This window comes from Peribacillus simplex (assembly GCF_900156045.1).
Taxonomy (GTDB): Bacteria; Bacillota; Bacilli; order Bacillales; family DSM-1321; genus Peribacillus; species Peribacillus simplex_D.
On record NZ_FTMX01000001.1, the window covers coordinates 356,466 to 369,637 of the forward strand.

Consider the following 13,172-nt stretch of genomic DNA (forward strand, 5'->3'; position numbering starts at 1 on the left):
GATCTGTAGGTCTTATACCGAAAATAGTTGTGTCTAAATCGTTTTTCATCTTTTTTATAAACATCGTGACTTTATTTTAAATCTACACTATAATTTTCTTCGATTTTCAGTACTGGCGGCTGTTTTTTAAGTCCTTTTGTCAATACAAGTAAATAAATGAAGCCTATTATTAACCAACTTACTCCAAGTACTTTTGAGTGCGCATCAAGATTCACAAGCAGTAAAATATCAAGAGCAGCTCCAATGATAGGAACAAATAAATATAAGACAGTTCCTTTTACCGAACGTTCTCTATTTCTAATATAATAATGAGCAATTACTGAAATATTAACACAAGTGTACGCAAGAAACGCCCCGAAATTAATAAATGATGCTACAAGATCTAAACTTAAAAATAAAGCAAGCAAAGAGACAAAACTGATGATCAGTATATTATTTACGGGTGTTCTATATCTCGGATGCAGGGTGCCAAAGAACTTTTCAGGAAACTGTCCGTCTCGCCCCATCGTATAGAGGACTCGTGATGCACTTGCCTGAGACGACATGGCACTACCCAATACAGCTAGTGCGTACAGCGCAAGATATATGGAGTACATCGCCTTTCCACCAACAAGTTTAATAATTTCGTAGGCAGCCGAATCAGGATTATTAAATGTGCTATATTCTGGCCATACAAGATACGAGAAATATGAAACACTTGTAAAGATTAAACCGCCACCAAGAGTAATTAAAATAACAGCTCGGGGAATTGTTTTCTTAGGGTTCACTGTCTCTTCCGCAAACGCTGTAACTGATTCAAACCCAAGGAAACAAAAGCATAATAATGCTGCTCCGGCTATTGTATAAGAAAAGGGTTCTTTCGAATTATAGAATGGCTCAAGAGATAAAAGAGTTGCCGTGCTTTCTCCCATAAAAATTTCCTTAATAGAAAAACCTATAAAGATAAGGATAAAAAGAAAGGCAAAAATCGTTATGAATGCGTTTACATTTGTGGCGATCTTCAATCCTTTAATATTAATAAAAGTGACGAGAATCAGCATACCTGCAATCCAGATGTAACTTGGAATTGTAGGAAAGGCAGCTGAGAAAAAAATGCCAAATACTAAATAATTCACCATTGGCATAAATAAATAATCCATTAAGATCACCCATCCGACAAGAAATCCAACAGAGGGATTGAGCGATTTTTGCGTATAAACATAGGCAGAACCAGAAGATGGAAACGCAATTGCCATTTTCCCATAACTGTAAGCAGTAAACATCATTACCACTAGAGCAACTATCATTGCCCCTGGAACAGTGCCGTGGGAAATATTGGCCGCAATACCATACGTAGTAAAAGCTGTGGTTAACCCCATAAATGAAAAACCAAACAATACAACTGGAATGAGTGTCAGTGTTCTATCCGTTTTTCTTAAATTTGACATGTGAAACACTCTCCTCTTTTACCTGATTTAACCTTTTGTAAGAAATAGGAACAATATTATTAAATCCATGGCTTTTTTAATACGTGGTTTTCTAGAAATTATAAAAAAGTCAGAAAGATGCTAGGGAGCCTACTTTGAATGATCCATGAATTTGTTGTCTTATTTCCCCATTCCTCGTAAGGAATTCCGACTGCAGAATAACAAAGGTTATTCCTGCAAAAATCTTCTCGCTGGCATCTTTACTGACTCCTGGAATTTCTTTAGTAGCGACTTGTTCAATAACGTTTATACTGATTTCTAATCAATAGAAATGAAAAGTAGAATATGAGATAAATCTAAGGACGCTTTATTATTTTGACATTAGTAACTCTGTTTTTATATCTGTATAAGGCATGTTATGATTGATCCCAACTTCGTGATGAACAATATCACCGTTCAAAGTGCTGATACAATTTCTTACTATTACATCATTTTCTACAACCTCTTTCAAACCATTATTCGCAATGTTCATAATATAGGGGCCGGTTGTCATTAACATCATATTTGTCGAGGTTTGTGGACATAGAGCCGGCATATTCGGGACACAGTAATGTAGGACTTCTTGTTCGTAGTAAACTGGATCCTCTAAAGTCGTATAACGTGAGGTTTCAATTATACCCGTCCCTGCAATATCAATAATAATAGAATTAGGTTTCATCTTACTGACCATCTCTCGTGTAATGAGAGGCTCGGTTACCCCTGGCATCGGATAAATTGTATTAATTAAAACATCACTTTGAATAAGTTCTTCGAACATCATATCTTTATCCCAACACAAAATGTCCACCTGTGGCAACTGATTGTTCAAATAATCAATGCGTTTCATTGATGCTTCCATGATTGTTACATTCAATCCAAGACCCACAGCAACTTGCGCAGTATTGAGTCCAGCATTGCCACCACCAAGTATGAGTACATTGCTCGACGGTAAACCGGCCAGTTTCCGGAGAAGTATTCCTTTTCCACCATAACCATATTGAGCATATTTGACTGCTTCAAGCATTGCTAATGTTCCTGCAATTTCACTCATTGGTTTAATCGTAGGTCTAGTCCCATCAGGTAAAACGATTAATTCCATTGATAATGAAATTGCTTTTTTATCTAGTAATGCCTGTGTCATTTCATGATTTACATCTTCCGCCAAATGAAACCATGCCATTATCATTTGATCTTCTTTAAGAAGGCCGTATTCATAGGGTTGAAGTTCCTTCACTTTAACAACAAATTCTGCCTTCTCATAAATTTCGTCAATCGTGTTTACTATTTTTGCTCCAGCCAAAACATATTTCTCGTCACAAAAACCACTAGCTTCCCCTGCCATGCTCTGTATTAGTACTTCATGACCATAAGCTGTTAATTTTTTTACCCATGTTGGATTTAATCCCACTCTAGTCTCTGCAGTTTTTAATTCTTTAGGAACTCCTACTATCATTGTTCATTCTCCTTTTTAATTGTATTTAATTTATTGAACATTCTAAAATCTTACAGGGTAATGACAACCCTTTCATTAGACACGAGGTTAAATTTATATTAGTTTTTTTTTAACCAAGCACTTTTGGTCATTTTGAACTTTTATGAATAAGCATTGGTGAAAAAGTGGTGATTTTTCCATTGTTTATCTAATGTTTTAGTCGTTTTAAGTTTTAGTAATCCATCGTTCATGCCCACTTATAACTAAGGAAAAATGGTGTAAATGGATACCATTATGAAAGATTATCAGGTTGATTAAGGTATTTCATCGAAGCAAGTGACAGAACGCATTACTTGGGGTTAAACAGGGATGGGGATCCATATTTTGTGGGTTTAGACTTTCTAGTATAGTTATAATAAAATGATACAGCTAACAATTATTAAATGAGGAGGTACATATGCTTACAGTACAAGATGTTCTTAAGCGCTCACTCTTTTCAAAGACGGAGGTAGTTGCGGGGGCAAACGGGTTGCACCGTCAAGTCAAATGGACACATGTCCTTGAAATTCCGTTTTTTGATGATACCATCTTTCAGGGAGGGGAACTGATACTCTCCACCGGATTTGGGTTTGAATGGAGAGACTCCTCTAATACATCATTTTTGCTAAATCTTATCGAACGAAACGCTTCATGTTTATGTATAGAACTTGGACACCACTTCGAAAAGGTCCCTAAAGAAATGATCGAAATGGCAGATGAGTATAACTTTCCGATTATTATTTTCAAAGAATTCATAAATTTCGTCGAAATAGCACAGGATCTACATTCGTTTATCATTAATGCTCATCATGAGAAGTTGGTTACATTAGATTCGATTTCAAGAAAGTTCCATTCATTGTCACTCACTACTCATGGGTTATCAAATATTTTAAAGTTGTTGCAACAGAAGACAGAAGCACCAATTATCTATCTTCCAATCGAAGGAACACCTTTTTCGATTCCAGGATTGAAAAATGAATTCATGGAACAGCTACTTCAAACCATTTATGAAGATAAAGAACACTGGCAAGACCGAATTACAAATGATTCGCCCGTTGAATGGAAGGCACTAAACCATACCATTCTTCTCCAACCGATCGGAGCAATGGATCAAATCTGGGCGTACCTTGTTATGGTTTTAGATCGTGAATCGGATGAATTTGATTTCCTAATCCTTGATCGTGCTTCTCTAGCAATCTCGCAAGACCTATTGCGCAAACATTATTTGGATGAAAAACGATTACGTTTAGAATCTACATGGCTAAATGATTTACTTTATAGACGCATTAATAATGAGGAACAAGCAAGGGGATTTATTTCGTTAAAATCTAAGCGTGCTTCTATACAATATCGAATTGCAATCGTTGATATCGAAGATGTTCTTCATCCGTCTTCATTAAGTTTATCGGATGAAGAAAATGAATCTGCTATTTATCATTATTCTTTAAAAATTCGATCTGGGTTCGCAAAATATTCTTTTACACCCTATATCACATCAGTAAGAAATCAGATTATTGTATTAGCTACTGATCTTGGAACTGCCGATTCCTCTAAGGCACGCTTCACGAAAGTGATCAATGCCTTGCTATATGTTAAAGAAGGTGAATCTATCCAAATCCGTATAGGCGTTGGGCGACAATACCAGTTACTTTTGGATGCTCATACTGGTTATCGAGAAGCGCAGTTAGCTTTAAATTATCGTACGTTTTCAACAAGTGCCTTTTACGAAGACCTTGGCATCTTTCGGTTGATACAATTAATTCAGCATGATCAAGATACAGCCCATTTTATTGAAGACTATCTCTCTCCTTTAATATCCTATGATAAGGAATATGGAACGGAATTGCTTATGACTTTAGCAAAATACTTTGAGCTTGATCGCTCAAAGAAGCTTACTGCTCAAAAATTACATGTTGTAAGACAAACACTCTATCATCGGCTGGAAAAAATAAAAAAGATTCTTGATCTTGACTTTGATATGCCAGAGAACAGATTAAACGTTGAAATGGCTTTGAAAGCATATCAACTCATTCAGCAAGTGGGAGTACCTACGAAGTAGTTATCAGCCGCCAACCACGGGGCGCATAGGTAACAGTGTGTTCCGCAATATCTCTCCGTCTACTAAGAGGAATGAGACGAATAGAAAAAACTCTCTATACACCATTTTTAACCTAATTTTACATTCTGGTGGTAATGTTCCATTTATCATTCATACCTTCTAAATGAATGGTAAGTTTTAGTGATTGATAATAAACAACTCTGTTGATTTTTAAAATGAACAGAGTTTTTTAATAAATCCATATTGTAAAAAGTGAGAAAAGGGTGTACGATTAAATGAGAATGATAATCAATCACAGTTGATTACCGGGGAGTGGACGTAAATGAAGCAAGATTTATTTGATGTAACGGTTATTGGAGGAGGGCCAGCAGGCCTTTACTCCACTTTTTATAGCGGACTTAGAGAAATGAAAGTTAAACTGATTGAATACCAGCCAAGGCTAGGCGGGAAAATTCATGTCTATCCGGAGAAAATGATTTGGGATGTAGGAGGGCTGACACCGACTACTGGGGAAAAATTGATTGAGCAGCTAGTGGAGCAAGGTTTAACATTCGATCCAGCAGTCGTCTTGAATGAAAAAGTGGAATCCATCACACGCAATGAAGAAGGTATCTTCGTTTTACATACGGCTTCAGGTCAAATGCACTTTTCCAAGACGATCATTGTCGCGGTTGGCGGCGGAATCCTGAATCCGCAAAAGTTGGAAATAGACGGGGCAGAAAGGTTTGAAGTCTCCAATTTAAACTATACTGTTAAGTCTTTCAATCGTTTCAAGGATAAGACTGTAATCATTTCGGGCGGCGGGAATTCTGCAATAGACTGGGCAAATGAATTGGAGCCCATCGCCAAAAAGGTGTATCTGACATATAGGAAAGATAGTTTAGCAGGTCATGAATCACAAGCAAGGCAATTGATGGAAAGCTCTGCTGTTTGTTTCTTGAATACGACGATTACAAAACTGATCGCCTGCTCTGATCATGAATCAATTGAGCATGTTGAATTGACGAATCACGCAACGGGAGAGGTTTCTTACTTGCCGATTGACGAAGTCATCATCAATCATGGTTATGAGCGTGATACATCGCTGCTTCGAAATAGTAAAGTGGATATAGCCATAGCCGACAATTATTATATTGAAGGTACTTCTACAAGTGAATCGTCGATGGATGGAATATACGCTGCCGGTGATATCCTTAAGCATGAAGGTAAGTTGAACCTGATAGCAGGTACTTTTCAAGATGCAGCAAACGCCGTAAACAAAGCAAAGCAATATATCCAGCCTGACGCTCACGGAGTGGGGATGGTTTCTTCCCATAATGAAATCTTTAAAAAGCGCAACAGGGAATTGATCAAGGAAATGATGAAACCGGCTGGGGTACTTTAAAGGGAAAATAAAAGCTCCAGGGCCTCATGGGCCCTGGAGCTTTTTAGCACTTATAGAGATTCCTTGATGACCTTCTTGTAATGGAATACGGATAGGATTCCGAAGATCGAATACAATGCCGTGTATAATGCCATTACGATGATCATCGGTGTCCAAACTTCGGTCCCGAATAAGAACCATCCTGATTGGACTGCGAAATAACTGTGAAGCAGCCCGACGACTAAAGGAATGCCGAAATTGAAAACTTGTTTTGCTTGGATTCCTCTTAGTAAGTCACCTCGCGTGAATCCCAGTTTCCTTAAGATGGTGTAATTGGATTTTTCACCTTCACTTTCATCCATTTGCTTGAAATAGAGGATGCAACCGGATGTGATGAGGAAGGTTAATCCCAAGAAGCCGACGATGAACATGATAAGGCCCATATTCTTCTTCTGGGTATTGAACATTTCAAATTGGGAATCATTCACATGTTCTTCTTTGAAACTCATTTTATTGAATAGATCATTCGCTTTTTCAAGTTCAGCTTCATCCTTCACATCAATTCCGATATTTACAGATGAAACCTTTTGGATTTTCGGGTCGATATCCTTTTTCAAACGGTCGAAAATCGTTTGGTCTACAATGGCAACGGGCATTCCGCCACTCGTAAAATAGTAGGACAAGTAGGTATCATCTTTCAATCCCATATATGTTTGCGGAATCACTTCGTGTTTGCCCTTCAGTTCAATCTTTCCGGAATCCTTCAAGGACATGACTTTCTCCATCATATTACTGTATCCGCTGAAAAGGGTCTCATCTTCGGCGAGGTTGATTCCTTTGACGGATTCATCACTGATGACGGGAACGGTCATGATGTCCGGATCGAAGTTCACTCCTTCCAGGCTGGTCTCCATTATTTCCTTTACATTGACATCCACTTGAATGACATCGATCACCTTTGCGTCATAATCTATTTTACTGTCTGATAAAGCTTCTTTGAATGCATCTGCATCTTTCATATCCGTCATCGAAAAATCGGTAGGGATACTGCTTTGTGCACTCTTCTCCGCGGAGTAGTAGGAGATATAACTTAATGATAATAATCCAATCGCCAGAGCGGAAACGGTCGTGATGATCGTCAATAATACCGCATTCGATTTCATCCGGAACATGATGGATGAAAGGGACAATACTTCATTGATGTTCAAATAGCCATTTTTCTTTTTACGGACGATATTGAAGATGAAGCTTACGGATCCTTTATAGAATAGGTAGGTACCGATGATGACGGTTCCCAAAATGAAGACCATGGCCATAAATAGCTCGGTCATCTCTGAAAAAGCTCCATCGAATAATTTGGATGAGACGACATAGCCGGCAATGATCAGGATGATTCCGAATATCCCGATGATCATTTCGAACATCGAAACCTTTTTCACTTTTCCTTCCGTCATTGAAGTCACTCTAAATAATGAAAGAATGGTCTGCCTTTTAATGAAGGCATAATTCATCAACATGATGAAAAGATAGATGGCGCTAAAAACAAGAATGGTCTGAACAAGCGGCAGAAAAGAAAATTTTAGGGTCGCGATCGCCTGGACACCCATTATTTTAAATAGTATCATGATGATCAATTTTGATGCGGCAAACCCTACAAAGATTCCCAGGAATACGGAACAGAAATACAGGATCAGGTTTTCCACACTCAGGATACGGAATATCCTGTTCTTGGTCATGCCTATCAATTGGAATAAGCCAATTTCTTTACTGCGTCTTTTTATGAAAATGCTATTGGCATATAAAAGGAATATGGAAACAATTGCAACAAGCAGGATCGATGCAGCCTTGATGGAGGCGGCCCCTTTCATCGTACCCTCCACTTCATCCAGCGATGGGTCATATTGCAAGGTGACAAAGGCAAAATAAAGGGAAGAGCTGAAGACCAGGGCAAACACATACAGATAATAGTTCTTCAGATTCTTCTTCAGATTTCGAAAGATGAGTTGATTAATGCTCATTTTGAACCCCTCCCAATACACCTTGTGTTTTCATGATGTCCTTGAAGAAGGTTTGTCTGGATTGTTCCCCTTTATTCAATTGTGTATATATTTGTCCATCTTTAATGAAAATGACTCGGCTGCAATAACTGGCCGCCACTGGGTCATGGGTTACCATGATGATGGTCGCTTTGCGCTTTTGATTCATTTCGCTCAGTTTGTTCAGTAAATCGGAAGCCGATTTGGAGTCAAGCGCCCCAGTCGGTTCATCCGCAAAAATGATGCTTGGATCATGGATGAAAGCCCGTGCTGCAGACGTGCGCTGTTTTTGACCACCGGAAATTTCATTTGGGTATTTATCTTTCACTTCATATATGCCCAGTTCCTTCGCCACGCTATCAAACTTTTGGGCCGCTTCATTATGAGGTGTTTTTGTAATGGATAAGGGCAGAAGGATATTTTCTTTGACAGTCAGTGTGTCCAATAAGTTATATTCCTGGAAGATGAAGCCAAGGTGGTTCTTCCGAAATTCGGCCAACTTCTTTTCTTTCATCCCTGAAATCACTTTTCCATCGATCGTAATGGTGCCGTTGCTGATTTTATCGATCGAGGAGAGGACATTAAGCAAAGTCGTTTTTCCTGAACCGGATGCACCCATGATGCTTACGAATTCACCTTCTTGTATGCCTATATCAAGACCCTTTAAAACTTCTTGTTTATTAAATTTATTACCATAGCTTTTATGGATTTTTTTCGCTTCTAATATATTCATTTGGATACACTCCTTCTTTTCTATATCCTCATTATAAAAGGCCATGAATTTCTTTTCCTTCGTTTGGACGAACAAAGAATAAAAGCATGTGACACTTTTGTCACATGCTTGTGATATTCACGAAATCATTTCTTTTTGGGAAGGTCAACTCAAAGGTCGTTCCGGTTCCAAGCTCTGATTTCACATCAATGGAGATGAATAGGGACTTGGCTGCATTCTTTGTTAAATATAATCCCATGCCGGTTGCCGCAGTGTCACGATGATTTGTCGTGGAAGTGAATCCTTTATCAAATATGCGGGATAAATCCTTTGGGTCGATGCCCCGTCCGGAATCCTTCACTTCAAGAACCGTTTGTCCAGCTTGTTCATGGCTATATATCGCGATATCCGAGTTTTCACTGTATTTAATGGAGTTGGTCAGGAGCTGCCTCATGATGAAGGCCAGCCATTTGGCATCGGTAAGCACTTCGGTTACATCCAATTGTATGTCGAAGCCGATCCCTTTTTGAATGCACCATGATTGCAGCGTTTTAATCTCATCAAAGATTATTGTTTCCAAATCGGTTTTCTCTATATACAAATCATTTTCGATGAAAGGCATGCGCCCTTGATGGAGCTGCTGATCAAGAAGTAGGTGAATGCGGAGCCACTCATAAGTCAAATGCGATTTCAGCAATTCATCATCCAAGCGGTCAATCATTAAATGCATCGCCGTCAATGGTGTCTTCACTTCATGAATCCAAGCTAATAATTCATCCTTCTCCTGCTCTAAAGTCATTTGACCAATTGATGCGGACTGCTTCAATATTTCGGTTTGGTTAATGATGCTGTTTTCTATGATTTTTTCGAAAGGGCTTTCCGGTTCAGCTATATTCGTAATATCCAGGTTGTCTTCCCGCGCTTCTAGACTTTTATAAAAATACGTTTCTTTTTTATAGCGGAATATCAAAAAAATAATAAATATGAGCAATGATAAAAAAACAATATACAGTATGGGCTTTAACGGTATCGCCGAATCAAGATAAGCGACAAAGATAATGAATAGATGAAGAAGTATGTAGAATAGAATCCAGCTGAACCTTTCCATGAGATATTTTCTGATCATGCATTTGCCTCTTCTACGGCGATATAGCCCTGTCCAACCTTCGTTTCGATGAAATGCCCTAAACCCAGTTCATCCAACCTCTTTCGTAAACGGTTCACATTCACTGTAAGGGTGTTATCGCTTATGAAACGTTTGTCATCCCATAAGCTGTTAATCAATTCTTCGCGGCTTACGATCTTGTTTTTCTGTTCAATGAGCTTTTTTAAGATGAAAATTTCATTTTTCGTCAATTCGATTGTGCCAGTCTCGGCCGTTACCGTGTTCTTCTCGTAATCCACAGTTGACCCGCACCAGGTTTTCAATTCGACCTTTTCGGTATTGTAATTATAGACACGGCGTAGGGTGGCCTGTATCTTTGCGATGAGTACATCGAAATGAAAAGGCTTCTGAATGAAATCATCAGCTCCAAGCTGCATGGACATCACCATGTCGGTAGGATGATCACGGGAAGATAAAAAGATGATGGGAACATTGGAATGGGACCGGATCATTCTGCACCAATGAAACCCATCAAACTTCGGTAACTGTATGTCAATGATGACCAAATCAGGTTTTATTTCCGTGAATTCCTGAACCACTTTACTAAAATCGCCGATTCCGTAAATATCATAAGACCATTGCGCCAATCTATCTTTAATTTCATTGAATAACGTCGTATCATCCTCTATCAATAGTAGTTTAAACAAGGGGTTCACCGCACTTTCCAGCTTTTTCTTAAAAGTATATAGTAAAAACTCAATAGGTTCTAGAGGAAGGGAGGAACAGGAGCTGTAATAGCCTGCCGGTTGTGTGTAAACCATTATTATATTAGAATTGACAATAACGAATGGAGGAAGTGAATTTATGTCTGATTTTCCTAATTGCCCTGCATGTGATTCAGAATATACATACGAAGACGGAAGTCTTTTTGTTTGCCCGGAATGCGCCCATGAGTGGGCGGTGGAAGCGGAAACGGAAAATGGTGATCAAAAGAAGACGATCAAGGATGCTAATGGAAATGCCTTGAACGATGGTGATACCGTTACGGTAATCAAGGACCTTAAAGTGAAAGGGAGCTCATCCGTCTTAAAAATGGGTACTAAAGTCAAAAGCATCCGTCTAGTTGATGGAGATCATGATATTGATTGCAAGATTGATGGTTTTGGTGCAATGAAATTAAAATCCCAATTTGTTAAAAAGATATGATTATAAAAAAACGGCCTAATCGATTGATTAGGCCGTTTTTTTATTAATGATTCCTTCTTAATAAACTTTGTCACCGTTAAAGATTGAGTTCTTAACGACCACATAGTCCACATTCCGGATGGCTTCCAACTTGGTTCCGCCGGCATATGAAATGGAAGACTGAAGATCTTGTTCCATTTCCTTCAACGTATCTTCCAAAGATCCTTTGTGCTCGACATACATCTTTTTACCTTCAACGTTTTTCTTTTCACCTTTTTGGAATTCAGAAGCTGAACCAAAGTATTCTTTAAATGCCTTTCCATCTTTCTCGATCGTTTGACCTGGAGATTCTTCATGTCCAGCAAATAGTGAGCCGATCATGACCATGGAAGCTCCAAATCTAACTGATTTAGCAATATCACCGTTCGTGCGAATGCCGCCGTCAGCTATGATTGGCTTGCTTGCCGCTTTTGCACACCAGCGAAGTGCAGCTAGCTGCCAGCCTCCCGTTCCAAATCCAGTCTTGATTTTGGTGATGCAAACTTTCCCTGGCCCGATGCCAACCTTTGTAGCATCCGCACCGGCATGTTCCAATTCCCGTACCGCTTCAGGAGTTCCCACATTTCCGGCAATGACAAAACTTTCAGGTAAATGTTTTTTAATATGCTGTATCATCTTTATCACGGCATTGGAATGGCCGTGTGCAATATCTATAGTAATGTATTCAGGTACAATGTTGTCAGCCGATAATTGTTCAATGAATCCGTATTCTTCTTCTTTAACGCCTACACTGATGGAAGCGATCAATTCTCGTGAATGCATATCTTTAATGAAAGTCAGTCGGTTTTCTGGTTCAAAACGATGCATTACATAAAAGTAACCGTTTTCAGCTAAGTAAATAGCAATCTTTTCATCAATGATCGTTTGCATATTGGCAGGTACTACAGGTAACTTGAATGTATGTTTACCCAAAGTAACGGATGTATCACACTCAGAACGACTATTTACTACACATTTTGCAGGAATTAATTGAATATCTTCATAATCAAACACGTTTTCCATGTTATGCACCTCTATATACGAATATTTTTATCTTTTAATATTAAAATTGTTCGCCCAATAGGTAATGTACATCATTTTTGACAGTAAGTCAAAATTTTTAATGGTTTTATTTTGATTTTATTTCAGCTAGATGGAAAATCCGTTACAGGGCGGTAGCTGAAAAAGACGAACGAACATGATTTCTTTTGCCAACAGTTTTTTTGAGGGGAACGTTGTTTTCCTCTCCAGGCACTCGCTTTCCGCGGGCGGTCCGGGAGCCTCCTCGGCGCTTTTGCGCCTGCGGGCGGTCCGGGAGCCTCCTCGGCGCTTTTGCGCCTGCGGGCGGTCCGGGAGCCTCCTCGGCGCTTTTGCGCCTGCGGGGGCTCCCTTGGACACGCTTTTCCCGCAGGAGTCTCGCGCCCTCCGCTCCAATCAACTTTGTTTTAAAAGATAGAACTGCTTTTGTCTACAAACTAGATAATCATTGTTTGCCAATCAGTTTTTTTGAGGGTTTGTGGATGGGAACGTTGATTTCCCCTCCAGGCACTCGCTTTCCGCGGGCGGTCCGGTAGCCTCCTCGGCGCTTTTGCGCCTGTGGGGTCTCCCTTGGACTCGCTTTTCTAAGCAGGAGTCTCGCGCCTTCCGTTCCAATCAACTTTGTTTTAAAAGATAGAGCTGCTTTTGTCTACAAACTAGATAATCATTGTTTGCCAATCAGTTTTTATGAGGGTTTGCAAAATGGGAACGTTGATTTC

At 39.2% G+C, this 13,172-nt stretch carries 10 protein-coding genes; 3 read left to right on the plus strand and 7 right to left on the minus strand.

The genetic code is table 11. The annotated features are described in order from the left end of the window. Nucleotides 1-71: 71 nt before the first annotated feature. Both BW986_RS01705 and BW986_RS01710 read right to left on the minus strand, forming a co-directional pair. Entirely contained in the window at nucleotides 72-1,427 is a 1,356-nt protein-coding gene (locus tag BW986_RS01705) for an APC family permease (protein WP_076364532.1), read from the minus strand. Between the two features lie 349 nt (nucleotides 1,428-1,776). Then, nucleotides 1,777-2,898 (minus strand): alanine dehydrogenase, encoded by a 1,122-nt coding sequence (locus BW986_RS01710; protein WP_076364534.1) that lies wholly within the window; start codon nucleotides 2,896-2,898, stop codon nucleotides 1,777-1,779. A 436-nt stretch (nucleotides 2,899-3,334) separates the two neighbouring features. Here BW986_RS01710 and BW986_RS01715 point away from each other — a divergent pair, with 436 nt between their 5' ends. Together BW986_RS01715 and BW986_RS01720 are read left to right on the plus strand one after the other, a co-directional pair. Further along, a complete protein-coding gene (locus tag BW986_RS01715; RefSeq protein ID WP_076364536.1) occupies nucleotides 3,335-4,975 on the plus strand; it encodes a PucR family transcriptional regulator in 1,641 nt (546 codons plus the stop codon). Nucleotides 4,976-5,297: 322 nt separating this feature from the next. Next, nucleotides 5,298-6,359, plus strand: a complete 1,062-nt coding sequence (locus tag BW986_RS01720; protein ID WP_076364538.1) for an NAD(P)/FAD-dependent oxidoreductase — start codon at nucleotides 5,298-5,300, stop codon at nucleotides 6,357-6,359. A gap of 50 nt (nucleotides 6,360-6,409) precedes the next feature. Here the strand turns inward: BW986_RS01720 and BW986_RS01725 are convergent, their stop codons facing one another. The 4 genes from BW986_RS01725 to BW986_RS01740 form a co-directional block, all read right to left on the minus strand. After that, nucleotides 6,410-8,356 carry an ABC transporter permease gene (locus BW986_RS01725; RefSeq protein WP_076364540.1) on the minus strand — a complete coding sequence of 649 codons (1,947 nt, stop codon included), beginning with the start codon at nucleotides 8,354-8,356 and terminating at the stop codon, nucleotides 6,410-6,412. Next, the gene (locus BW986_RS01730) at nucleotides 8,346-9,107 is read right to left on the minus strand and encodes an ABC transporter ATP-binding protein (RefSeq protein WP_076366239.1); all 762 of its coding nucleotides are present in this window, start codon (nucleotides 9,105-9,107) and stop codon (nucleotides 8,346-8,348) included. The genes BW986_RS01725 and BW986_RS01730 overlap by 11 nt, the downstream gene beginning before the upstream one ends. A 100-nt stretch (nucleotides 9,108-9,207) precedes the next feature. Next, complete coding sequence (locus BW986_RS01735) at nucleotides 9,208-10,212, minus strand: sensor histidine kinase (protein ID WP_076364542.1); 1,005 nt, start codon at nucleotides 10,210-10,212, stop codon at nucleotides 9,208-9,210. Beyond that, nucleotides 10,209-10,898: a response regulator transcription factor gene (locus tag BW986_RS01740; RefSeq protein WP_076364544.1), complete on the minus strand. Its 690-nt coding sequence runs from the start codon at nucleotides 10,896-10,898 to the stop codon at nucleotides 10,209-10,211. Before BW986_RS01740 ends, BW986_RS01735 begins: the two co-directional genes overlap by 4 nt. Nucleotides 10,899-11,055: 157 nt before the next feature. Between BW986_RS01740 and BW986_RS01745 the strand changes: the two genes are divergently transcribed. Continuing rightward, entirely contained in the window at nucleotides 11,056-11,397 is a 342-nt protein-coding gene (locus BW986_RS01745; RefSeq protein WP_076364546.1) for a zinc ribbon domain-containing protein YjdM, read from the plus strand. Between the two features lie 57 nt (nucleotides 11,398-11,454). Here the strand turns inward: BW986_RS01745 and guaC are convergent, their stop codons facing one another. Next, the gene (guaC, locus tag BW986_RS01750) at nucleotides 11,455-12,438 is read right to left on the minus strand and encodes a GMP reductase (RefSeq protein WP_076364548.1); all 984 of its coding nucleotides are present in this window, start codon (nucleotides 12,436-12,438) and stop codon (nucleotides 11,455-11,457) included. Between the last annotated feature and the right edge of the window lie 734 nt (nucleotides 12,439-13,172).

Excerpts from the sequence above, each read along its gene's own strand:
- guaC (WP_076364548.1), bottom strand. The coding sequence starts at position 12,438 with ATGGAAAACGTGTTTGATTATGAAGATATTCAATTAATTCCTGCAAAA.
- BW986_RS01725 (WP_076364540.1), bottom strand. The coding sequence starts at position 8,356 with ATGAGCATTAATCAACTCATCTTTCGAAATCTGAAGAAGAATCTGAAG.
- BW986_RS01745 (WP_076364546.1), top strand. The coding sequence starts at position 11,056 with ATGTCTGATTTTCCTAATTGCCCTGCATGTGATTCAGAATATACATAC.
- BW986_RS01705 (WP_076364532.1), bottom strand. The coding sequence starts at position 1,427 with ATGTCAAATTTAAGAAAAACGGATAGAACACTGACACTCATTCCAGTT.
- BW986_RS01730 (WP_076366239.1), bottom strand. The coding sequence starts at position 9,107 with ATGAATATATTAGAAGCGAAAAAAATCCATAAAAGCTATGGTAATAAA.
- BW986_RS01715 (WP_076364536.1), top strand. The coding sequence starts at position 3,335 with ATGCTTACAGTACAAGATGTTCTTAAGCGCTCACTCTTTTCAAAGACG.
- BW986_RS01710 (WP_076364534.1), bottom strand. The coding sequence starts at position 2,898 with ATGATAGTAGGAGTTCCTAAAGAATTAAAAACTGCAGAGACTAGAGTG.
- BW986_RS01735 (WP_076364542.1), bottom strand. The coding sequence starts at position 10,212 with ATGATCAGAAAATATCTCATGGAAAGGTTCAGCTGGATTCTATTCTAC.
- BW986_RS01720 (WP_076364538.1), top strand. The coding sequence starts at position 5,298 with ATGAAGCAAGATTTATTTGATGTAACGGTTATTGGAGGAGGGCCAGCA.